Here is a 24,422-nt window from a genome sequence, read left to right on the forward strand (position 1 = left end):
AGATAGATTTCGAGCTCTAGAATATCTTCACTATCAAAATAACAAAGCTGTCAAAATTTGTCAAGTAATTTTTATCGCAACTGTACAAACATTGCACAGGACAAATTTAAAATGCTGTAAAATGGTGTCTGTTCAGACGCATGTGAAACCAGTGCTTCTTTTCATCCCACTTCCATACGGCTAAAACCCTTTTCATAATCTCCTATCTATCATTTCTTAAACCACTCCCCTGAACGGATACAATTAAATACATTTTTAACATTTTTATAGAAAACTATTAGTATAGATTTGTATGCTGCCCTCATGGCTATTTTAAAATGTTTAATACTCCTTTTCATTATTTCTTGTACACATCTACCTAACAAGCAACATTCTGTTAATATAGACAATTATAAGCACGATTATTCGTTGCAACAATATAATACTCCTTTGAAGAATAACGAACCAGCAATACCAGAAATGATACCTTTACCGGTAGAGTTTCCCGATCTTACAACCAGTAATCAGTTTCTTTCGATTAATGTTGATGAAAAAGTACCAGTAAAGGATTTACTGATTGAGATAGGAAAACTTTCTGACGTTAACTTAGACATAGATCCCAAAATATCAGGTAATATTATTTTAAAGCTAAAAGATAAGAACATAAACGAAGTAATTCAGAATATAGCCAACAGCGCCAAATTGCGTTACTCAATGAATAATGGTGTAATTAGAATTGAACAAGATTTGTCATATGCACAAAATTATTACGTAGACTTCATCAATATTCAACACTCTGCGCAAAGGAGTTTTATCATTGGTAACAATATTACCGACAGTGATGGTGATAGAAACTATATGAAATCTCAATATAGTAGTGATTTATGGAATTCATTAGAAAAAGGCTTAAATGCAATAATGGATGTTAACGGAGTAGATGATGGTGAGTTTCTTTCATCCAACAGAGAAGCTGGTGTCATTATTCTAAATGCTAGAAAAGATATTCACAAAGCTGTTGAAGAATATATTAATAAAGTTAAGAAATTGGCGTCTTCTCAAGTAATGATCGAGGCCAAAATAGTTGAAGTTTTATTAGACGATAAATACCTTTCTGGTATCAACTTAAATGATTTGCATAATGAAACCAAATCTATAACAAATCAAGGTAACTCTATTATTGACCTAGCAATTAACTCTAGTGTGAGTGATTTAGGAGATTTAGTAAAAATTTTAAATAAATTTGGCACTTCAACCGTAATTTCAAGCCCTAGAGTACATGCTATAAATAATCAGCAAGCAATGATTTCATTTACTAAAAACCATATCTATTTTACTTCCGATATACAGAAAGATACCGGAAACTCCAATCATGCCTTAATTACCAAGATGAATAGCACTCCAATAGGTGTGGTGTTAATAATCCACCCAAGCATTAACATTGATACTAATGAAATATTCATGGATATACATCCAACCTTATCAAGAATTAACGATTACACTAAAGACCCAAATATAGAATATGTCGCACAGCAGAATAAAATGAAATTAAATAGTGACATTCCAATTATTGAAACCAGAGAAATGCACTCTACGTTAAAAATTAAGAGCGGCGAAGTTATGGTAATTGGTGGGCTTATAGAGCATAGAAAAGATAACCAAAACTTATTGCATCAAAAGTCAAAAAAACTGGCTAAGACAGTAGAAACCGTCATCTTCCTGAAAGCAACAATCGTACCAACACTTGGTTTATTAGATATAAAAGATAGGAATTTATATATATATTAAACGTATCCGTTCAGGCAATGGCATCAACTTAAGGAAAGATGTTGGGGTTGCTATTATGATAAGAAGAGAGTATCAGAATGATAATTAAGACAGCTTAATCACAAATCTGTTGCGGTAAATTTAAGTTACTTTAGTCATATATTAAAGTTTTTAAACAGGTCTTAGTTTACTTACTTTATTGTTTTCTTTATTATCAAATATTGCTTTAAATAATATGGAGGAGCACATTGTCAGCAATTGCCGTTATTGATTTTGGTTCACAGTTTACACAGCTTATTGCAAGACAAATCAGGGAAATGGGCGTTTACTGTGAAATATTTCCAAGCAATATCGATTTCGAAACAGTATCAAAATTCAATGGATTTATTTTTTCTGGAGGACCGCAATCTGTAAATGACAATTGCTCTGAAGTAAGTGAAGTAGCACATAAAATTATAAAACTTAACGAAACAATAAACACTCCTATACTTGGAATATGTTATGGACAGCAACTCATTTGTCATTATTTCGGGGCAAAGGTAAGAAAAGAATTCAATCAGGAATTTGGCAAAACTAAAATCAAGATACTAAAAGAATCCCCAATTATAAAGGATACTTGGAACGTTAATTCCGAAGTCGATGTGCTAATGAACCATGCAGACAGTGTCGAAACTATACCGCAAGGATTTACTGCTATTGCCTCAGGTATAATAAATCAAACAATCGCAATAATTGCCAACGAACAGCGGAAGATTTACTGTACTCAGTTCCATCCTGAAGTTAAGCCTACGACAAATGGTAGTAAACTTCTCTCTAATTTCTTAGATATTGCAAATTGTGAGAGAGATTGGACAATGAAGTCATTCGTTGAAAAACAGAAGGAAAAAATTCAAAACTTAGTAGGGGAGAAAAAAGTAATTGCTGCAGTAAGTGGGGGGGTTGATTCAAGTGTTGCAGCAGTTCTTACACACAAAGCTATAGGAAAACAATTAAACTGTATTTTTATCGATACTGGGTTATTGCGTAAGAGCCAGACCACTGCTATGTTAAAAGAAATTCCAATAAATTACGTTGATAAATCAAACTTGTTTTTAAGTAGGTTAAGGGGAATAACTGATCCGGAAGAAAAGCGAAAAATTATCGGCAATACTTTTATCGAAGTATTTGAAGAAGAGGCAAAAAAAATAGGTGATGTGGATTTTTTAATGCAAGGCACCATTTACTCTGATGTAGTTGAATCAGGGCACGCTTCAGGAAACACTAGTACAATTAAATCTCATCACAATGTTGGTGGGTTGCCAGAAAAAATGAATCTGAAACTAGTAGAACCTTTACGCTATCTCTTTAAAGATGAAGTAAGGCTGCTTGGCAAAGAAATTGGGCTTTCAGATGAGATAATATTTCAACATCCATTTCCTGGGCCTGGACTTGCAGTGAGGATCATAGGTGAGGTTGATGAAGAAAAGGTACGAATATTGCAAGAAGTAGATGAAATATATATCAACACAATGAAAAATTATGATCTGTATGATAAAATATGGCAGGCTTTTGCTGTACTGTTACCAGTAAAAACTGTGGGAGTTATGGGAGATAATCGTACATACGGATATGTTTGCGCTTTAAGGGCTGTGACTTCATCTGATGGCATGACAGCTGATGCATTTCCATTTGAAAATAAAGATCAACATTCGTTAGTATTTTGGAGGTTTTTGCAAGACGTCAGTAGTATAATTGTTAACAAAGTTTCCGGAGTAAATCGAGTTGTGTATGATTTAACTTCCAAACCACCAGCAACTATTGAGTGGGAGTAGCAATAATTTCATTCCAGTTTCAGCTACTCGAATCACACCAAAGAGGCTGCTTGCATAACTCAAATTTTAAGGAAAATTATTTAATGTCATTCCAGCGCGTGACGCTGGTTCCTGGATCCCAGTACTGGGATGACAACGAAGGGTTATTTGGATAATAGCCGTACTTGATCTGGATTCCAGTGTCAAGCTACTCGGATGACAGAAAAAGGAGTACTTGGATGACAACGAAGTTGAATGACACCACAGAGGCTACTTGAATCTAATTTACTATTCACAATCCCAGTTATTAGCTTGTTTTAATCGACTTTTTATCATAATCATGTAATAATTAAATATACAGTTTGATATTGAAGGTAAAATCATGACAGGAGAATATGAATCACTGAAAACAGTACTGAAGACGATTGAGGCTAAGGAAGATTTAAATAAAGATAATATAATTCAGAAAATACAAGAAGAACTAAAGGAACAGAATCAAGATCTATATCAAAAGTGGGAGAAAGATAAATTTGATGTAAATCATGCATTTGATACTCTCCTATACGAAAAGCAGACGTTATTAATTATAGCTGCTGATAATCATTACAAAAAGACAGTAGGGTTTTTAATCGGAGCAAAAGCAGATGTTAATGCGAAAGATGGGTTTGATCGCACTGCTTTGCACTCTGCTGCTATTCGTGGTCGCAAAGAGATAGTAGAGGTTTTAATCGGAGCAAAAGCAGATGTTAATGCGAAAGATGGGTTTGATCGCACTGCTTTGCACTCTGCTGCTATTCGTGGTCGCAAAGAGATAGTAGAGGTTTTAATCGGAGCAGGAGCAGATGTTAATGTGAGAGATAAAAGTGGGTACACTGCTTTGCACTTTATTTCTTGCAAAAAGATAGTAGAGGTTTTATTCAAAGAAGGAGCAAAAGTTAATGCAGTAAATAAAGATGGAAAGACTGCTTTGCACTATGCTCCTTTGTTTGATAGCAAAGAGATAGTAGAGGTTTTAATCGGAAGAGAATCAAATGTTAACGCAGTAGATAAATATGGAAAGACTCCTTTAGATTATGCTACGGATCAAGACGTAGTAAAAGCTCTATTAGACGAAGGAGGAGGCTCTTTTGTAAAAGCGCGTAATAAAGCAAAGATTGCCGGTGGAGTAACTGGATTATTAGGCACTGCTATAGCAGTGGCACTTTTTACAACTGGAATAATTGCAGCTCAGTTGATACCTATCGTTATAGCAGTGGTTGCAGTTACAGCAGCAGCACTGGTAGTTGGTTGTGCTACATATGCATTACTAAAGCCTAGTACTAAAGTTGATGGAGCAGAGAAACCATCTGCCGTTTTAACAACAAATGAACAGCAAGGAGCTGCTTGACAGTAGAGCGCGTGACGCACAGCTGTATGAACATTATCTGTAGGATGCCAGTGTCTGGGCACTGGGATCCAGTTAAGTTGGTAAGCATAAAAGTAATGTAAAAATACAATGTTTTTGATGATGGAAAAATGGATCCCAGTGTCAAGCATTGGGATGACACCGAAGCTGAATGACACCTTCCTGCTAGAAAATGTTCGCACAGTTGTACATCACGCACTGATTGGATTTTTGCTTCGTGTAAAATAGTTTCAAGGCTGTATTTTCTTTATTTTGCTTATAGCTTCCACAAGCAATGCAAACATAAATGAAGAATACAAACATGCTTTTGGTAGTTCTATGTGAAGCCCTTCAAGTGTTAGATATACACCGACGAGTAAAATAAATAGAATGGCAATTACTTTTAAGCTTGGGTTGGATTTTATTACCTGAGCGGTATAACTTGATGAAAATAGCATCGCTAGTATGGAAAATGTAAATGCTATGGCAATGATTATCATATTGTGAGTTAATGCTATGGCAGTTAATATCGAATCAACCGAAAAAACTAAATCTATTAATATAATTTGTAGCACAACTAAAAAAAATTGTGATTTAACATTTGCCTTTGTTTTATTCTCCTTATGTACAAAAATGTCGCTCCATAACTCCATAGAGCTTTTAACAATAAGGAATAACCCTCCTGCAATCATAAGTAAATCCTTTACTGAGATATCCAGAGATACAGTGTGAAATATAGGCTTTTGCATTGATAATATATATGATGTAAAAAATAGTATTACAAAACGCATCAATAGCGCCAAGCCAAAACCTATAAGGCGGGCTCTTTCTCTCAGCAGATTTGGCACCTTATCTATTGCTAGAGAAATAAAGATTAAATTGTCTATACCAAGTATAGTTTCAAGTAGCGTAAGTATCAATAAAGTCCAAGCATCAGCTAGCATTTTCATTCCAAAGTCAGATTTTGTACTTTACAATAGATGTGTAAAAATTAAGTAACTTCGCCTAGGTAATTAAAAAATCAGCCTTACCCGAAAAAGGAAGAGAAAAAAGGTCATTTTTATAATAAAAGTACTTTTATAAGAAGAATAATAAAATTAAAAATCTAACTCTCTTTACGAAAATTTTAAATAGATTATAAAATAGTTGTACCATGAAAGTATATGCCTTCTTTGTAGACTAAGATTTTTCTTTAAATTAAGATAGATACATAGTAAAAGGAATTTATGACAAAAGAATCATTAGCAAAAACTGATATAGTGAAAGTTGAAGATCAGAAAGCACCAAAGAGCTTTTTTAAGATACTAGGTGAAGTAGCAAACGCTGTAAGATCATGGGTTGGCAATATTAACCCTGATTTAAGTAGTAGTCGCGATGTCGATAGTTTAGTCTTGAAGATGAACGAATGCTTAAACCCAAAGGGGGGTGAAGTCTCAGCACGTAAGAACACCGTATCTCTTGGTAATTTGTACTTGAGTTTATCAGAGGCAGGTCAAATAAAATTTTTACAAACCCTGGCAGAAAAGTTCAATCCGGATAAAACGAAAATAGATGAAGAAATAAAAGTATATAAGAAAAATCAAGATTCTGAGTCGAGCTATAAGTTTGAACAAGACTTAATAAAAGTCCTTGAATCACCACGCTCTAAAATATTGAAGCAGTTTATCTCCTTACCAGAAGGTCTTAAGTTTATTGTTGATATGCGTTCTGATGTGCTTAAGCTAAAGAACCAATATGAAAATCTAAACCCACTAGAAAATGAATTAAAAAATATACTCTGTACTTTGGTTGATGTTGATCTACTTGATCTTCATCAAATCACCTGGGATTCACCTGCATCATTGTTGGAAAAACTTATAAAATATGAAGCTGTACATAAAATTTCTTCTTGGGGTGACCTAAAAAATAGGCTAGATTCTGATCGTCTCTGTTTTGCTTTCTTTCATTACAAAATACCAAACGAACCTCTAATTTTTGTAGAGGTTGCATTGATGAATGAGATTTCAGATAGTATTCAACACCTTTTGGATGAGTCAGTGCCCTCAAGTGACCCAAGCAGTGCAAGTACTGCTATATTCTATTCAATATCAAACACTCAAACTGGTTTATCTGGAATTAGCCTCGGTAACTTTTTAATAAAGAGAGTCGTAGAAAAACTATCGCAAGAATTTAAAAGCGTAAAAGTGTATGCAACTCTTTCTCCAGTTCCTGGATTTACAAAATGGCTAAAAAATCAAGACGTAGCTTTATTAGGTAAGCTTAATATAAAACAATCAGGTACAGAAATTTTAGAAAGCATAAAAACTAACATTGAATGCGAAAAACAGTCCCTACTGAAACTTTGTGCACATTATTTGCTAAAGGTTAAAAGCAGTGGTGGGGGTGCTTATGATCCAGTAGCACACTTTCATTTAAGCAATGGTGCATCAATCAAACAAATCAACTGGATGGCTGATACTTCTGAAAAAGGCATTAGTCAGTCAGCCGGAATAATGGTGAATTATCTGTATGAGCTGCCTAAAATAGATAACAATCATGAGAATTATATGATTAATAAAGCGATTTCTCATTCAAAAAAAGTGTCAGCTATGTTAAAGGAATAATAGGAAGCGCGCAAGCATATAGAAAGTGCTAACATTCCCTAATGTTTATGTATATAATATTGAATAGTTTTATGAGGTAAAATGTATGGTTTTGGAAAAGCTTCAAGATATCATAAAAGAACTAGATGAGTCAATACAGAGCAAGTCGATAGTAAAGTCGCCTGTATCTGATAATTTAGTTAATGATATTAAAGAAAGCCTGGAGCTAATTAAAAAACATCCTGATCAAGAGAAAAACATAAAAGAAAAGCTTATAGGAGCAGGTTTTATTGTTCAACACGAGTGTTGGGATAGCTTTAAACACTCTTTAGCTAATAATGAGCCTTTAAGTGACAAGTATGATGTTGTAGTAGCTTATGAAAATTTAAGTATAATAGTAGAAGCTTTAAAGTTGCTTAATAGTGTTAACCGGAGTGAAGAAGAACTTAATCAAATTACATCACTTCAGAAAAAAATGAAAGAAGAGTTAGAAAAAATGCAACAACAAAGTGCAGAAAGGCAAAAAGAATTAGAAAAGAAAATTGAAGAAAAGTTTAGCGAGTACATAGAAAGCGGCACTATTGATGCGGTATCAATTACAAAGCATGGGGATAAAAATCTTCTTTATGCAACAATTAAGCTAAAAGAAGACAATAAAAGCACAGATATTAAAATAAGCGAATTTTTAAATAGTGAATTTTGTAAAGAAAACAATATTGCCGGTTTTCTTCTTTCAAGTGGAGATCAAAAAGAACCTATCAGTGGCTACATACATGAGGGGGTTAGATATTATAATTTAGGTACTGCAGCTCAATATGGAATAAAGTTTAACTGGTATGTAGACGGAAAAGAATTTAGCATTACATTAGGTGCTAACAGTGATGGTAGTATTAGAATAATAAGTGATAGACCAACTGATGCGGATTTAGAAAAAAATAAAGATGTAAGAATTAAAGTTGGTAATGATTACCTAAGCCTTGCTGATGCAGTAAAAACATGCAAGCAGGAAAAGAATGAGGCAAGTAGCAAACTGAGTCAACCATCAACTACTGAATACTTCCGACCAGTACAGACGCCAGCTTAATGTTTTCAGCAAAAAGGAAGATAAGTAATTGCTCTTGTAATACTTAAAATGTAAAATAGATCTACTTAAATAAGTAGATCTATGAACAATATAAGAAATTTTGCAATAATAGCACATATAGATCATGGGAAGTCAACTCTTGCTGATCGTTTGATAGAAGAATGTAACGGTCTTGAGACAAGGGAAATGACCAATCAGGTACTTGACTCAATGGATATAGAGCGTGAACGCGGAATCACAATCAAAGCACAAACGGTAAGACTCAATTACACTGCAAATAATGGTAATAAATATTGCCTCAACCTCATGGACACACCAGGTCATGTTGACTTTTCATATGAAGTCAGCCGAAGCTTAGCCGCATGTGAAGGCTCACTTTTGGTAGTAGATAGCAGCCAAGGAGTTGAAGCTCAGACCCTGGCAAATGTCTACAAGGCAATTGACAATAATCATGAGATAATAGTTGTGCTTAATAAAGTCGATCTTCCTGCTGCAGATCCAGAAAGGATAAAGCTTCAGATTGAAGAGGTAATCGGAATTGATGCAACTGAGTCAATTTTGATATCGGCAAAAACTGGTCTTGGGATAAAGGATGTACTTGAAGCTATAGTGACAAAACTTCCCGCTCCTCAAGGTGATACAAATGCTCCACTGCAAGCAATTTTAGTTGATAGTTGGTATGATCCTTACCTAGGAGTAGTAATTTTAGTGCGAGTTAAAAATGGAGTACTAAAAAAAGGCATGAGAATCGTTATGATGTCTAATAATGCTACATATCAGGTCGATAATATCGGTATTTTCACTCCTAAAAAAGTTATGACTGGTGAACTTTCAGCAGGTGAAGTTGGTTTTATAACTGCTTCAATGAAAGAAGTAGCTGACTGCAAAGTAGGAGACACTATTACTGAAGAGAAAAGGCCGTGCAACAAGGCATTACCTGGCTTTAAAGAAGTACATCCTGTAGTATTTTGCAGTATTTTTCCCAATAACACAGATGATTTTAAATATTTAAGGGAAGCACTAGAAAAATTACATTTAAATGATGCTAGTTTTACATTTGATGCTGAAACGTCAAATGCCCTAGGTTATGGATTTCGTTGCGGTTTCTTAGGAATGCTACATCTTGAAGTCATTCAAGAAAGACTCGAAAGAGAATTTGATTTAGATCTAACAGCAACTGCACCGAGTGTTATATATAAAGTTGCAACACAAAATGGTAAAGTTTTAAATATCCATAACCCAAGCGATATGCCAGACCCTACAAAAATTGAAATAGTGGAAGAACCGTGGATCACTGCAACTATAATGGTACCTGATCAATATTTAGGAGAGATTCTATCTCTGTGTGAAGAAAGGAGAGGAGAACAGCAGGATTTATCTTATGTTGGTAATACGACAACAGCACTACTGAAGTATAAATTACCGCTGTCTGAGGTTGTTTTTGATTTTTACGATAGACTAAAATCAATTTCCAAGGGATATGCAAGTTTAGATTGGGAAATATCCGATTATCAGGAAAGTCAGATAGATAAATTAAGTTTTTTAGTTAATGGAGAACCTGTGGATGCGTTAGCCTGCATTGTTCATAAAAGCAGGGCAGAAAAAAGAGGCCGTGAAATATGTGCACGTTTGAAAGACTTGATACCACGCCAGCAATATAAAATCGCGATTCAAGCGGCAGTAGGCGGAAAAATTATTGCTAGAGAAACGATTAACCCGTATAGAAAAGATGTAACAGCCAAGCTCTATGGTGGAGACGTCACACGAAGGATGAAGCTGCTTGAAAAGCAGAAGAAAGGTAAGAAAAGATTGCATTCTGTAGGAAACATAAACATCCCACAAAATGCTTTTATTGAGGCTTTGAAAATAAATGATTAATATATATCCAAAAACATAAATTTAAAGAACTAAGTGATATTTTCTCAATAAATTGACTGACATTGATATGGGTAAATTTGAAATAGCTATGTGAATTTGTAAAACACTATATAAGATACCATACAACGAAATCATCCCAGTGTTAAACGCTGGGATGACAGAGAGCAGCTCAATTGCTCCACTCAATCAGTAAAAATCAGATATAGTATCCGTTCAGCGGAGTGGCAGAATAAGGTAGACAAGGTGATCTAAAAAGATAATCATAGAGCAAAAGTGAGGTAATGTGGTAAACCTTTTAGAGCTTTGCAAAAATTTACAGCAAAAAATAGAAAAGTTAGAAGCAAAAATAGAAAAGCTGGAAAGGGAGAATGAAAGTTTAAAAGCAGAGAACAAGGCTTTAAAGATAGAGAACGCTGAATTAAAGGAAAGGCTTGGTTTAAACTCGAAAAATTCATCTCTACCAAGCTCTAGAGAGTTGTACAAAATAAAAAAGGACAAGCCAAAGAGCGACAGAAACGTTGGTGGTCAGGTTGGTCATAAAGGAAGTTTTCGCGCCAAAATGGATGCAGATGAGGTGATAAAAGTAAAGTTGTCATCTACTTGTGAATGCGGAGGAGGGATTGCAATATGCAATGGACCGTACATTCATCAAAAAGTTGATCTTCCGGAAATTAGGCCTTATGTAGTGGAATATCAGATGGAGCATGGTCGTTGCCGGAGATGCGGAAAAAGAAGAAGCAGTAAGTTACCAGAAGGTGTTACGTCAGATACATTTGGTCCAAGGGTTAAGTCAATAATTGCAGCGTTCAGCGGATTCTACAAAAATTCAAAACGCGAAATAGCGAGTGTCGTAAATGATATCTTCAATTTGAACATAAGCGTCGTTAGCATATCAAATAGTGAACATAGAGTTGCTTCAAAATGCAAAAAAATGTATGAGCAGATCGAACAAGAGATAAGTAGGAGTAAAGTTCTACATATTGATGAAACGAGCCATTATAACAAAGGTAAACTCGCTTGGTGTTGGATGTTTGCAAGCAATACGGCAAGTTTTGTGAAGTTGACAGAGTCAAGAGGAATGAAAGTTTTAAAAAATAACGCATGCTGCAATCATAATAGCTTAGTGGTAACCGACAGGTACGCAGTATACAATTACTTTGCTGATGAAAAAAGGCAAATCTGCTGGGCACACTTAGCAAGGGATTTTGAAAGATTAGCGCATAGTTGGAATATTGAAGTCAAAGTTCTTGGCTGTTACTTAAGAAATGTAGCTACTGAATTATTTGCACTAAAAAAGGCTTTGCTAAAAAATGAGATAGATGTTTTTAGATTTGCCAGACGTGCCAGAAAGTTGCGAAAACGTACAAGGTATTACTTGAAGGAAATATCCTACTTACCTGAAGCAATTGGAGCCTCTCGAGTTGCGAAAAATATTTTGAAATCTGAAAGAATGATGTGGAATTTTTTAGATGACCCAAAAAACATTCCGCTGACAAACAACCATGCTGAACAGCAGATACGGCATTATGTCGTTTACCGCAAAAATTCGTATTTTACACAATCAAAGCGGGGAAATGCATTCCTTGAACGGATAATTTCGTTATACTTAACATGGAAACAAAGGGGTCTCAATCCTTTCCAAAACCTCTTATCTATTGTTTCTTAAACCACTCTCCTGAACGGATACGTATAAGGTATTCTAACTCGAGGAAATTTGGAAAGATAGGTTGGATAAAACCGCTGTTGAACGTAATGTTTGCCTCAAGTTTAGATGCAGTAAATTACCAACTTGATCAAGTTATAGCTGATAAATATATACGTATACAATCGCAATTAAAAATAGCATCACCTGACATGGATAATATTACATCAAAAAATATCAAATCTCTTCAGCAAGAAGCAAAGGCAATGATAGAGGAAAATCAAAAAGTAGTCGATAAATTCTGTGATGTTTTATCTTGATACGTAGAAATGCCAAAAAAATTCTGCAGAGCTAAATAAGGGTTTATAATAGATAATATATTAACTATCTTTACTTATATCTTAAACACAATTCAATTTTCACACTCACCTAACTCATCAACAGTTAGGCCACTTGCTCGCACAATAATATCAAGAGCAACACCTGCCTTTGCTAGATTTTTCGCAACTTTGATCTTTTCTATTTTTTTAACTTTTTTCTTGCCATTTTTCATACTTTCAGATAGGGATTTGACTAGTGATTCTTGTTCTCTGTACTCATCCATTAAACTCAATAGCTTTTTGCTTTCTCTTGTTTTAGGTAGCAGAACTTTAATATTCACTGATAATCCTTCTGCTATTTGATATAATTTATCAAATGATATGGCAGTGTATCCTTTTTCATACTCGTGTATTTCCTTGAGTGTTACACCAACTTTATCCGCCAAATCTTTTTGAGTGTATCTCCTTATCAATCTCCATTCTCTTATTCTTTGTCCTATTCTGTAATATATAGAATCAGTGCAGATTTCTCTCTCTGTACTATCATACTCGTAAATAGATAAACCCGTTGCTTGGGAAATTATGTCAACTGAAACCCCTTCTTTCACTAGATTTTTTGCTATTTCCAACCTTGTCTCTTCTTGATTGATTTTTTCGCTGATATGAACAAACCTGATTAATGAAGGTACTATTTTACCTAACTTTTGATTCTCATATATTTTTGTTAGATAGAGTATTTCTTCGTCTTCATCTTCATACTCTCTTACTGTTATTGGTTTAGGTAATAGATCTACAACATTAACTGACAGTACTCTTGCTATTACATATAGTACTTCAATTGGAATAGAACTATACCCATTTTCATAGCTGTTCACTTCTTGGCATGTTAAACCTATTTGACCTGCTAATCCTATTTGAGTATGACCTCGCATTAACCTACAATCTTCTATTTTTTGCCCTATTCCATAGCTAACATTGCTTGCAGAAACAAACACATATACCTCCATTTAAGAAAAAAACTCTATTACTATAATTTTCCACGAGCTACCCATCTAAAACCATATCAATGGATAAACCTACTGCTTGCAAAATAATATCAATAGAAATTCCCCCTTTTACTAGATCTCTTGCAACTTTGATCCTTTCCGCTTTTCTCACTTTTTCTTCACAAATCCTTATACCTTCAAACAAAGATTTTATTAGTGCATTACGTAGTTCTTGGCTCTCAATTTCTTTGTATTCTTTAATCAAATCAGGTAGCTCATTTTTCGCTTTACTCCCTTCCTCTATTAGTAGATCCGTAATATTAATCGATAACGCTTCTGCCATTTCATATAATTTATCAAGTGGAACAGCAGTCCTTCCTTGTTCATAGTTGCTTATTTCGTGACGCGTTGTACTCATTTTCTCTCCTAAATCTTTTTGAGTATACTCTCTCACTAGCCTCCATTCTTTTATCTTTTTTCCTATTTGGTAGTAGATAGAACCAACTTTTTCTTCAACACATTCATCAGCAGACAGACCAATTGTTTTTGCAACAATATCAACAGAAACTCCTGCTTTAACCAGACTCTTTGCAATTTTTATTTTTTCCGATTTTCTACTACTTTTCTCACTAACTTGGACAAATTTGGTTAGCAAACAAAACATCTTACGTAACTCCTGATCATTAATCTTTTTATATTCTCTTACTAGATCTAATATTTCTTCTCCCTCATCTTCAAGACAGATTTTTGATACAGGAATAAGATCCGTAATACTGATTGATAGTGCCTCAGCTATAGCATATAACCTTTCAATTGGAACTCTACGATTCCCTTTCTCATATTGCAGTATTGCCCAGTACTTTACACCAACCTTCTCTGCTAAATCCTTCTGAGTATACCCTCTCTCTAACCTCCAACTTTTTACTTTTTGTCCTACTTCATAATCTAGACTTTTTTCCACGCAAAAAACCATATATATAATATTTTCTACTATAGCTCAAAGGCTCCAGTAAACTCTGGAACCTTAAAATAAATGAATTAAAGTTCCCTAAAGGTTTCTTTACTACCTCCACATACCCTATCTACCCATGAAGACAATACTTCATCATTGCCAATCTCTTTTATAGCATACTTTTCACTCCATATGCCACATCTAGTGAAATTACCTTTCTCTACTGCTTCTTGAAGTTTCACTCCTCCAAAAAGGCAATTTTTTCCTATTTCTTCGCCTCTTTTTTGTAACTCAGCCCACATTTCCTTGTTTTCTACTCTCACTTGCACCTGATTTGCATCTTGGTACAATATGATATTTAGCTTGCCAGCGCTTGTAGGAAATTCTAATACAATAGAGCTTCCATCTGACATATCGGTATAGTTTCTTATACCTCCCTTCTCACTTTTAACCTCAACTGCATTATTACCAATTTTTAAAATATTACTTCCTAACTCTCTCAGTATTTTTGCTACCTCTACCTTGCTATTATCAGAAAATTCTATATAGTTATCTAAGTGGGAAAAGTCGCCTCTCCCCACTCGACTTCAGAACCGTACGTGAGACTTTCGCCTCATACGGCTCCTCTATAATTTGGTGCTTGTCATGCACACTTTCTATGTAATTCATCGTGACAATGTCCATGTAACAAGGATAAATTCTTTTTCATATTATTACGTCTGTTTCGGTCAATATGATGTGTTTCTAAGATATCATCATTTTTAAACCAAAGTTGACAATGACCACATTTACCTTGTTGTAACTTCAACAATTTTATTACTCTTGGTAGTTTATCTGGTATCTTCCTTAAACGATTACCCCAATAAACCCAATCGCCATCATATGGAGACTTGGTTCCTTTCACTTTGACATGCCTTTTAATAGCATGATCTCCGTGCTTAATAAGAAGAACTTTGTTATTTGTCATAAATCGCCAATTATCGTTTTTATACTTTTTAAAGTATTTATTTTTAATCCAGTATTTTCCTTTGGTTGGGTGCCTGTAGACTGCCCACTTCCAGATGTTTCTAAACATTACACTGTCAATAAACCTAAAGGTCTTGTTTGACACAACCGAAGAATAATATTTGCTCCACCCTCTAGTAATTGGGTTAAGCTGTCTTATTACTGTTTCTTGTGTTGATCCTCTTAATCCTCTAATCTTATGTTTTATAGTGAGTGTATGCTGTTTTCTGGATTCACGACTTGGTTTGACTAATAATTTATAACCCCTCTTATTATTTTTCGTAGAGTAATGCCTTATTGAGAAACCAAGAAAATTAAATCCTGGCTTTTCTCCATTTTGAGTATGAGAAATCTTTGTTTTTGAAGGTTTCAATTCTAGTCCAATGGTTTTGAGCCATTCTTCAACTATCATTTTTGCCTTCAGAATGATTTCCTTACTCTCATGTATGATGATAAAGTCATCTGCGTAGAAAATTACACTTAATGAGCTTTTTGCTTCTCTACTGCTTGCAACACCACATTTCATCTTCCTATATTGAAGAAGTTCACTCCATAACGTTTCTTTGATATATTGTTCTAATCCATTTAATGCAACACAAGCAAGTAACGGTGAGATCGTCCCTCCTTGAATTGTACCACGTTTTGTGGATTCAAATTTTCTGTTTTCCATTACTCCAGCTCTTAACCATCCTTTTATAATTCTTCTAAAGGTTGGTGTAGTGTTAAGTTTTTCCAACAGAGCATTTTGATTAATATTATCAAAACATCCAGAAATATCAGCATCTAAACAGTACGCTGTTTTCCAATTCAGTGAATTAAATATGGCTTCAATAGCATCATGACATGACCTACCAGGTCTAAAACCATACATGTTCGGTTCAAATCCTACCTCCCACTCTGGCTCTAGTGCCATTTTCATAAGTGTTTCTTTTGCCCTATCTGAGATAGTAAGTATACCAAGAGGGCGATATTCTATTGGTTTTCCAGGTTTTGGAATCCAAACACGTTTTGATGGTTTCGCTTTTTCTCTAACATTTAAAGAATATGCTAATTGCAATCTTTCTTTATGATTAAGATTTGCTTTTCCATCAATACCTGCAGTTTTCTTCCCTCTGTTATCTTGAGTTACTTTTCTGACAGCAAGTAGTTTTGCACTTATTGAATTGAGTAATAATCTTTGAAGTTTATGTACCTTCTTCTTATCATTACATATTGCAGCTTGGTAAATTCGCTTTTGTAGCTTAAATACAAATTTCTCAACTTTACGCCAAGGAATTGTATTCCATTCATACCTAACAAATTGTTGGTCTATAACATATTTACTACTATTCACCACTTTACCTTCCAAATTATAGTGTCCACGTCTGCATATCCCAAATATTACTTTGGGCATTAGCTTCTTGGACAATCCCTCCAATGTAAGTGCTTATGGCTGGCTGCCTACTTACATTCAAATGAATATAAGAGCACCTATATGGTTATCCCGTTTCACGATTTTGTTTCGTGTTAGACTTAGGTTCTTACTTTTTACCGGAAGCTGAGAACATCTATAATCAAAGACATCTAACTTTAATTCCTCGTATGCTTCATACCATTTTGGTCTATGCGTAAAACAACCTTAATTTCGCATATTCAATATAACGACAATTCAATCATAAGTTTCTCTCGTAACCATATCTAACTCTGTTTGCAGGAGTTTGCTATAAGGTTTAGCATTACCTGCTTTTATCTCATGCTTGCATCCTAAAGGTTGCCATTCTTTAAAATGTGAGACATACATTATCCCTGATGTCTAGGGAAGATGGAATCTAACCATCACAAAATCGCAACTTCGGGTCGCACCGATGTTGTATTGTCTATCTCGATATCTATTAATTCTCCTTCTTGAACAGCACTTTCACCAGCTTTCTCTAGTTCTTCTAGTTGCTTATCTATCTGTGGTTGAACTTCTGGTTGTAGCTCATCATAGATTTCACCTATCAGTTTATTCTGTAGTAGAGTATCATGAAACTCTGCACCGTTTAGCATTAATTTTCGTATTAGCTTTTTACGATCACTTTTTTCTAATTTGTGAAAATGTGTACTCAACACTACATACTCAGCAAAGCTCCATTCCCCATCATTACATGCATTTAGCCTTCCTCCAGCAGCTAGTGCTTCGTCTACAACCTTGTGCAGTTCATTTGGATTTTTTGCTCTTACCACAGCACTCTTAAACCAGCTCAACTTTTCTGTATTTGGCTTTATTTTTTGCAAAGCTGAAGCAAATGGATTTAACCCTTCTGGATAATCTGCTTGATTACTCAAAGGTTTTGTGCCATAAATATAGTCAAATCCTTTCCCATAGTTGATTTTGTTTTCGCGAACTTCTCTACCAGGGAAAGGCATTGCATCTTCCGGTTTTATCTCCTTCTGATTATTAATTTTGCTCACAAACTTAGACTGCTTTATATCAACGCCTTCAAGAGCACCAAATATTTTCTTCAATAACTTGTCTTTACTAGTCATATAACCCCCATATTAAAAATACTTTTTAAGTGTACAATAAACTTTGTTATTATACATTCTATTACTCATTATAAATTATAATGAGTGGATTTGCAAATACTTTCTGCTATAACAATCCGTTTTCTCTAAAGCTAAAATAACCCCCACTTGTAATGATAATATGATCAAATAATCTAACGCTTACAGTACTACATGCTGCTGCTAAGCTCTTTGTTACTTCTTGATCTTCTTCTGAAGGTTCTAAACTTCCCCCAGGGTGGTTGTGTGACATTATTACTAATGTTGCATTCTTTATTAATGCTTTTCTTGTAATTTCCTTTATGTATACTGGTGCTTTTTCCATTTCACCAATATAGGATTCTTCTCCGATTAATTGGCGCCTTTTATTCAAGTACAGTATTTTTACACATTCCCTTTCTGAGTGGCCTATACTTACGTTTAAGTACTCTACTAGCCCTTGTAAGTCCATTATTGGCTCACTTTTGAGCTTTTCTCTCAGTACCCTTTCTAGTGTTTCCTTAACACACATAATCATTGCTACTGCAGAATCAGTTACTCCTTCTATGACTTTCAGGTCATCCATTTCTCGACCTAAAATCCTTCCTACTCCTGCATAAGTATTCACCAGATTTTTAGCAATTTCTTGAGCTTGTGGCCTTTCATGTACTACACTTAAAAATGTTTCCATTATTTCACGATCAAGTAGTGCTTTGCCTTTGCTTTCTAATATTCTGAATTCGATTTCTTCTTTACTTTTATTCATATAATTTACCCTTCACTAACAACAAACTTTTTTTAAATATTTACTGCTGTTTTTTATCAGCATTGGCATAGAGCCATAGCTTTCGAGTGAAGTCAAATCAATTTTTCAATCTTTTTTACTTATTTTTTCATGAATAGGTGAAGATATTAATATATGGTGATTTTTTTATTTTAAACTTGTTGAATTTCGTCTAAAGAGAGGCCTACCGCTTGCAAAATAATATCAATAGAAATTCCTCCTTTCACTAAATCCTTTGCAATTTTCATCTTTTCTGCTCTTTTCACTTTTTCTTTGCAAATTTGTATGCTTTCAAACAGAGATTTTATTAGCGCATAGCGTAATTCTTGACTCTCAATTTTTTTGTATTCTTTTATTAAATCAGGTAGCTCATTTTCTATCTCATCTCCTGTTAGTTCAAGTAGGTCCATGATATTAATTGATAACACCTTTGCTATTCCATATAATTTATCAAGTGGAACAGCAGTCCTTCCTTGTTCATAATTGCTTATTTCGTCACGTGTTGTACTCATTTTTTCTGCTAAATCCTTCTGAGTATATTCCCGCACTAGTCTCCATTCTTTTATCTTTTTTCCTATTTGGTAGTAGATAGAACCCGTTTTTTCTTCAACACATTCATCAGCAGATAGACCAATTGTTTTTGAAACAGTATCAACAGAAACTCCTGCTTTCACCAGACCTTTTGCAATTTTTATTCTCTCCGTTTTTTTACTATTTTTCTCACTAACTTGAACAAATTTGGTTAGTAAACAAAACATTCTACGTAATTCCTGATCATTAATCTTTTTATATTCTCTTACTAGATTTAGTATTTCTTCTCCCTCATCTTCAAGACAGATTTTTTCATTTGATACAGGAATTAGGTCTACAATACCAATCGACAATATCTCTGCTATAGCATACAACTTTTCAATCGAAATTTTACGTGTTCCTTTTTCATATTGTAGTACTATTTGATACGTTACGCCGATTTTTCCCGCTAAATCTTTTTGAGTATAACCTCGCTTTAACCTCCAGCTTTTTACATTTTTTGCTATTTTGTATCTTATCGAAATATTTGCCATAAATATTATACAGTTTAATACTACCAAATAAAGATATACAAAAGGGATGCTTCATTCTATGTTTGAATTTTAGTTGAATATTTCTTCAGAATTGTGTATAATTATTAATGCTTTTTGTGTGCCGTAGAGACACAAGGAATGTTCAGGAAAGAGCAAACTAAGTGCGAAAGCTGCACAATAGATGAGGGTGGGCCCCTCGGAGCCGGTTTACAAGAGCAGGCTTCAAACAACCATAAGCTGCTTTGGTAAAGAGCCAAGGTAGTGAGCGTTATGGAAAAGGCGTAATTATGCGTCATGTGTGAAATAGAGAGATGAACGCAAGTGAACCACTGATTACACGTCGAAAGGTAATGCGATGATGTCAAAACCAGGGGAGAAAAAGTAACTTGGGATAAGCCTATCGGGAACTTGTCTACTGGGTAGGTGGCATCCGGCATATAGGTGGCATGAACCTATTTCAGGCTATTGTGTGGAACTATGGGAACCTGTCGTTTCGATGATAAGGGAGAAGTCCAAGGAGCTGAACTCTAAGGAAGAGAGTACTGATGCGAAAAACAGGGGCGGATTAGCTCGTAGTAGTGAAGAAGTTTTTGTAATGGAAATGGAGCGAAGGGGCTGAGTTATTTAGTTTTAATTATTTATCAACCGAAAGGGAAGAGTTAATGAATAAAACAAAATCTTTTGACATACCAAAGCAACTGATTTGGAAAGCTTATAAACAAGTATCCAAAAACAGAGGTGCGGCAGGTGTAGATGAGGTCTCGATAACAAAGTTTGAAGAAAATCTAAAAGATAATCTATACAAACTGTGGAATCGGATGTCATCCGGAAGTTATTTTCCAGAACCAGTAAAAGCTGTTGCGATACCAAAAGATACAGGAGGACAAAGAACTTTATGTGTTCCTTCAGTATTCGACAGGATAGGGCAAACAGCAGCTACTATGTATCTCGAACCGTTAGTAGAGCCGGAATTTCACGAAGATTCGTATGGTTATAGACCAAACAAGTCTGCACTGGATGCGGTAAGTACAGCGTGTAAGAGATGTTGGAGAAGTGATTGGACGATAGATCTTGATATTTCTGGATTTTTCGACAATCTGGATCATGTGTTAGCACTGCAAACTATCAAGAAGCATACAGATTGCAAGTGGGTCATACTGTACGTGGAAAGGTGGATGAAAGCCCCGATTCAACTAGCAGATGGCAGTAAGGTAGTTAGGAATAAGGGAGTTCCACAAGGAGGTTCTGTAAGCCCAATCATTTCTAACATATTTATGCATCATGCATTTGATATGTGGATGAGGCAAAACTACCCAACAATACCATTTGAGAGATATGTAGATGATGCAATGGTGCACTGTAAAACCCAGAAACAGGCAAAATTCATAAAAGACAAGATCGAAGAAAGATTGGCTGAGTTTAAGCTAAAATTACATCCTGAAAAGACACAAATAGTGTACTGTAAGGATGACAATAGGAGAGATGTGTTTCCAATACAGAGCTTTGACTTTCTGGGTTACACGTTCAGACCTAGACTGGCAAAGAACAATAAAATAGGAAACTATTTTGTCTCATTTCTACCTGCAATTAGCAACAAAGCCAAGAAGAAGATCAACCAAACCATAAGGTCATGGAAAATACGTAGGCAAACATATACAACACTAGAGAAAATATCAAAGAAAATAAATCCTATAGTCCGAGGCTGGTATCAGTACTATGGCAGGTTTTATAAATCAGAGATGTATCCATCTCTTAGAAATGTAGAGTGGCACCTAGTAGGATGGGTCAGAGCCAAATATAAGAAACTTCGAAATCATGGAAGACTAGCAAAGCAATTTCTAGCAAAAGTGAGAAAGAGGTCTCCAAATATTTTCTATCACTGGACACTAGGATTGGGATCAAAAGGCTGAATAACGGGAGCTGTATAAATTGAGAGGTTTACGTACGTATCCGTTCAGGAGAGTGGTTTAAGAAACAATAGATAAGAGGTTTTGGAAAGGATTGAGACCCCTTTGTTTCCATGTTAAGTATAACGAAATTATCCGTTCAAGGAATGCATTTCCCCGCTTTGATTGTGTAAAATACGAATTTTTGCGGTAAACGACATAATGCCGTATCTGCTGTTCAGCATGGTTGTTTGTCAGCGGAATGTTTTTTGGGTCATCTAAAAAATTCCACATCATTCTTTCAGATTTCAAAATATTTTTCGCAACTCGAGAGGCTCCAATTGCTTCAGGTAAGTAGGATATTTCCTTCAAGTAATACCTTGTACGTTTTCGCAACTTTCTGGCACGTCTGGCAAATCTAAAAACATCTATCTCATTTTTTAGCAAAGCCTTTTTTAGTGCAAATAATTCAGTAGCTACATTTCTTAAGTAACAGCCAAGAACTTTGACTTCAATATTCCAACTATGCGCTAATCTTTCAAAATCCCTTGCTAAGTGTGCCCAGCAGATTTGCCTTTTTTCATCAGCAAAGTAATTGTATACTGCGTACCTGTCGGTTACCACTAAGCTATTATGATTGCAGCATGCGTTATTTTTTAAAACTTTCATTCCTCTTGACTCTGTCAACTTCACAAAACTTGCCGTATTGCTTGCAAACATCCAACACCAAGCGAGTTTACCTTTGTTATAATGGCTCGTTTCATCAATATGTAGAACTTTACTCCTACTTATCTCTTGTTCGATCTGCTCATACATTTTTTTGCATTTTGAAGCAACTCTATGTTCACTATTTGATATGCTAACGACGCTTATGTTCAAATTGAAGATATCATTTACGACACTCGCTATTTCGCGTTTTGAATTTTTGTAGAATCCGCTGAACGCTGCAATTATTGACTTAACCCTTGGACCAAATGTATCTGACGTAACACCTTCTGGTAACTTACTGCTTCTTCTTTTTCCGCATCTCCGGCAACGACCATGCTCCATCTGATATTCCACTACATAAGGCCTAATTTCCGGAAGATCAACTTTTTGATGAATGTACGGTCCATTGCATATTGCAATCCCTCCTCCGCATTCACAAGTAGATGACAACTTTACTTTTATCACCTCATCTGCATCCATTTTGGCGCGAAAACTTCCTTTATGACCAACCTGACCACCAACGTTTCTGTCGCTCTTTGGCTTGTCCTTTTTTATTTTGTACAACTCTCTAGAGCTTGGTAGAGATGAATTTTTCGAGTTTAAACCAAGCCTTTCCTTTAATTCAGCGTTCTCTATCTTTAAAGCCTTGTTCTCTGCTTTTAAACTTTCATTCTCCCTTTCCAGCTTTTCTATTTTTGCTTCTAACTTTTCTATTTTTTGCTGTAAATTTTTGCAAAGCTCTAAAAGGTTTACCACATTACCTCACTTTTGCTCTATGATTATCTTTTTAGATCACCTTGTCTACCTTATTCTGCCACTCCGCTGAACGGATACTTACGTACAGTTCTGCGAGAGACTGGTGGGGAAGCTCCGCCGGTCTACTCTCCATCTTACTTTCTCATGGCTCTTTCGAAGTTTCTCGATCCCAAGAATGATATATCGTTCAAGCGCATCTTTGGCACTGAAAAAAATAAAGATATCCTTATTCACTTTCTTAATGATATTCTTGGCTTCACCGGCAAAAGTGCAATAAAGGATATAGAGTTTTTAAGTACTATTCAAGACCCTGATATTGCCTCTAAAAAACAAAGCATTGTCGATGTTCTTTGTAGAGATGAAAATGGGCTGCAAGTCATAGTCGAAATGCAGGTCGCTAAAACCAAAGGCTTTGAAAAACGTGCCCAATATTACGCAGCTAAAGCTTACTCAAGACAAGCTAGTAAGGGTGATCAATATCATGACCTTAAGGAAATTATCTTCATAGCTGTTGCTGATTGTATTATTTTTCCAGATAAGTCTGAGTACAAATCTAATCATGTCATTTTAGATCAAAATAGCTTTGAACATGACTTAAAGGATTTTTACTTCGTATTCATAGAATTACCAAAATTTACAAAGACGAAGGAAGATCAATTAGAAAATATAGTAGAAAAATGGTGTTATTTTTTCCGATATGCAGCAGAAACAAGCGAAGAGGACCTAGATAAAATAGTTGGTAGTGACGTAATAATAAAACGAGCTTATGAAGAGATGAATAAGTTTAATTGGTCAGAAGAAGAGTTACTAGCATATGAACAAATGAAAAAACGCATAATGGATGAGATTGCTGCTTTTGCTCAAAAATTTGATGAGGGTCTTAAAGTTGGTCAGGAAAAAGGTAGACAAGAAGGCATCCAAATCGGCGAAGAAAAAGGTGAAATGAAAGCTAAAATAGCTGTGGCAAAAAACCTACTTAAAGCTGGTGTCTCTACTGATATCATATCACAAACTACAGGTTTTTCTCATTCTGAAATTTCACAACTCAAAGAAAAAATATAATATTCCTACTTATTCACTTCAACATTTATGAAAACCTTCTCTAAGTTCGACATATCCCCTAATTAAGAATCTAGTGAACTATCTAAAATGGCTATGAAGATTGCACATAGAATTATATAAATTACTATCATAACGTTACCCAAACTTCTATATCAAAGCTACGTGCTGTAAGTTCAATAATGTCTACTTCATCCATTTTAGTATTAAGACTATCAAACTTGCTACTGATTGTTTCCCTAATTATTTTGGCTACCCTCACTTTAAATTTTCCACTACTTAGCATATTATAGC

At 35.0% G+C, this 24,422-nt stretch carries 19 protein-coding genes and 3 pseudogenes; 11 read left to right on the forward strand and 11 right to left on the reverse strand.

What is annotated here, in order from left to right:
- Positions 1-288 precede the first annotated feature (288 nt).
- From ONG75_RS04435 to ONG75_RS04445, 3 genes are all read left to right on the forward strand, one after another.
- Positions 289-1,764, forward strand: a complete 1,476-nt coding sequence (locus ONG75_RS04435) for a type II secretion system protein GspD (protein WP_264375877.1) — start codon at positions 289-291, stop codon at positions 1,762-1,764.
- A gap of 227 nt (positions 1,765-1,991) precedes the next feature.
- Entirely contained in the window at positions 1,992-3,554 is a 1,563-nt protein-coding gene (gene guaA / locus ONG75_RS04440; RefSeq protein WP_264375878.1) for a glutamine-hydrolyzing GMP synthase, read from the forward strand.
- Positions 3,555-3,915: 361 nt separating this feature from the next.
- Positions 3,916-4,920 carry an ankyrin repeat domain-containing protein gene (locus tag ONG75_RS04445; protein ID WP_264375879.1) on the forward strand — a complete coding sequence of 335 codons (1,005 nt, stop codon included), beginning with the start codon at positions 3,916-3,918 and terminating at the stop codon, positions 4,918-4,920.
- Between the two features lie 248 nt (positions 4,921-5,168).
- Here ONG75_RS04445 and ONG75_RS04450 read toward each other — a convergent pair whose 3' ends face one another.
- Positions 5,169-5,861 carry a TerC family protein gene (locus ONG75_RS04450; protein WP_029237607.1) on the reverse strand — a complete coding sequence of 231 codons (693 nt, stop codon included), beginning with the start codon at positions 5,859-5,861 and terminating at the stop codon, positions 5,169-5,171.
- 282 nt (positions 5,862-6,143) lie between these two features.
- Here ONG75_RS04450 and ONG75_RS04455 point away from each other — a divergent pair, with 282 nt between their 5' ends.
- The 5 genes and pseudogenes from ONG75_RS04455 to ONG75_RS04475 all read left to right on the forward strand — a co-directional run.
- Positions 6,144-7,520 carry a malonyl-CoA decarboxylase gene (locus ONG75_RS04455; RefSeq protein ID WP_264375880.1) on the forward strand — a complete coding sequence of 459 codons (1,377 nt, stop codon included), beginning with the start codon at positions 6,144-6,146 and terminating at the stop codon, positions 7,518-7,520.
- Positions 7,521-7,605: 85 nt separating this feature from the next.
- The gene (locus ONG75_RS04460; RefSeq protein ID WP_264375881.1) at positions 7,606-8,583 is read left to right on the forward strand and encodes a hypothetical protein; all 978 of its coding nucleotides are present in this window, start codon (positions 7,606-7,608) and stop codon (positions 8,581-8,583) included.
- 81 nt (positions 8,584-8,664) lie between these two features.
- Entirely contained in the window at positions 8,665-10,461 is a 1,797-nt protein-coding gene (gene lepA, locus ONG75_RS04465) for a translation elongation factor 4 (RefSeq protein ID WP_264375882.1), read from the forward strand.
- A gap of 283 nt (positions 10,462-10,744) precedes the next feature.
- On the forward strand, positions 10,745-12,127 hold the full coding sequence (tnpC, locus tag ONG75_RS04470; protein WP_264375454.1) for an IS66 family transposase: 1,383 nt from the start codon (positions 10,745-10,747) through the stop codon (positions 12,125-12,127).
- A 23-nt stretch (positions 12,128-12,150) separates the two neighbouring features.
- A pseudogene (locus tag ONG75_RS04475) lies at positions 12,151-12,423 on the forward strand (patatin-like phospholipase family protein); the annotation flags it as partial.
- A 92-nt stretch (positions 12,424-12,515) separates the two neighbouring features.
- On the opposite strand, the gene wmk (ONG75_RS04480) reads toward ONG75_RS04475, so the two are convergent.
- The 8 genes and pseudogenes from wmk (ONG75_RS04480) to wmk (ONG75_RS04515) all read right to left on the reverse strand — a co-directional run bounded on the left by wmk (ONG75_RS04480) (position 12,516) and on the right by wmk (ONG75_RS04515) (position 19,719).
- The gene (gene wmk, locus ONG75_RS04480; protein WP_405197653.1) at positions 12,516-13,430 is read right to left on the reverse strand and encodes a WO male-killing family protein Wmk; all 915 of its coding nucleotides are present in this window, start codon (positions 13,428-13,430) and stop codon (positions 12,516-12,518) included.
- Positions 13,431-13,467: 37 nt separating this feature from the next.
- On the reverse strand, positions 13,468-14,382 hold the full coding sequence (wmk, locus tag ONG75_RS04485) for a WO male-killing family protein Wmk (RefSeq protein ID WP_264375755.1): 915 nt from the start codon (positions 14,380-14,382) through the stop codon (positions 13,468-13,470).
- A gap of 65 nt (positions 14,383-14,447) precedes the next feature.
- Positions 14,448-14,912, reverse strand: a pseudogene (locus ONG75_RS04490) (hypothetical protein); the annotation flags it as partial.
- A 92-nt stretch (positions 14,913-15,004) separates the two neighbouring features.
- On the reverse strand, positions 15,005-16,759 hold the full coding sequence (locus tag ONG75_RS04495) for a reverse transcriptase domain-containing protein (protein ID WP_214303292.1): 1,755 nt from the start codon (positions 16,757-16,759) through the stop codon (positions 15,005-15,007).
- Between the two features lie 255 nt (positions 16,760-17,014).
- Positions 17,015-17,146, reverse strand: coding sequence for a hypothetical protein (locus ONG75_RS04500; RefSeq protein WP_255521118.1), 132 nt, complete (start codon positions 17,144-17,146; stop codon positions 17,015-17,017).
- Between the two features lie 62 nt (positions 17,147-17,208).
- Positions 17,209-17,874 (reverse strand): annotated as a pseudogene (locus tag ONG75_RS04505) (hypothetical protein); the annotation flags it as partial.
- A 106-nt stretch (positions 17,875-17,980) separates the two neighbouring features.
- Complete coding sequence (locus ONG75_RS04510) at positions 17,981-18,637, reverse strand: JAB domain-containing protein (protein WP_264375884.1); 657 nt, start codon at positions 18,635-18,637, stop codon at positions 17,981-17,983.
- Positions 18,638-18,807: 170 nt separating this feature from the next.
- Positions 18,808-19,719, reverse strand: coding sequence for a WO male-killing family protein Wmk (gene wmk, locus ONG75_RS04515; protein ID WP_264375885.1), 912 nt, complete (start codon positions 19,717-19,719; stop codon positions 18,808-18,810).
- Positions 19,720-20,188: 469 nt separating this feature from the next.
- Between wmk (ONG75_RS04515) and ONG75_RS04520 the strand changes: the two genes are divergently transcribed.
- Both ONG75_RS04520 and ltrA read left to right on the forward strand, forming a co-directional pair.
- A complete protein-coding gene (locus tag ONG75_RS04520) occupies positions 20,189-20,338 on the forward strand; it encodes a hypothetical protein (protein ID WP_264336130.1) in 150 nt (49 codons plus the stop codon).
- A gap of 43 nt (positions 20,339-20,381) precedes the next feature.
- The gene (gene ltrA / locus ONG75_RS04525) at positions 20,382-21,629 is read left to right on the forward strand and encodes a group II intron reverse transcriptase/maturase (RefSeq protein ID WP_264336129.1); all 1,248 of its coding nucleotides are present in this window, start codon (positions 20,382-20,384) and stop codon (positions 21,627-21,629) included.
- Positions 21,630-21,686: 57 nt separating this feature from the next.
- Here ltrA and tnpC (ONG75_RS04530) read toward each other — a convergent pair whose 3' ends face one another.
- Positions 21,687-23,069 carry an IS66 family transposase gene (tnpC, locus tag ONG75_RS04530; protein ID WP_264375454.1) on the reverse strand — a complete coding sequence of 461 codons (1,383 nt, stop codon included), beginning with the start codon at positions 23,067-23,069 and terminating at the stop codon, positions 21,687-21,689.
- Between the two features lie 144 nt (positions 23,070-23,213).
- Here tnpC (ONG75_RS04530) and ONG75_RS04535 point away from each other — a divergent pair, with 144 nt between their 5' ends.
- Entirely contained in the window at positions 23,214-24,131 is a 918-nt protein-coding gene (locus ONG75_RS04535; RefSeq protein ID WP_264376172.1) for an Rpn family recombination-promoting nuclease/putative transposase, read from the forward strand.
- A 127-nt stretch (positions 24,132-24,258) separates the two neighbouring features.
- On the opposite strand, the gene ONG75_RS04540 is transcribed toward ONG75_RS04535, so the two are convergent.
- On the reverse strand, positions 24,259-24,414 hold the full coding sequence (locus ONG75_RS04540; RefSeq protein ID WP_264375886.1) for a hypothetical protein: 156 nt from the start codon (positions 24,412-24,414) through the stop codon (positions 24,259-24,261).
- Positions 24,415-24,422 lie beyond the last annotated feature (8 nt).

It is taken from the genome of Wolbachia endosymbiont (group B) of Sphaerophoria taeniata (genome assembly GCF_947179355.1).
Classification (GTDB): domain Bacteria; phylum Pseudomonadota; class Alphaproteobacteria; order Rickettsiales; family Anaplasmataceae; genus Wolbachia.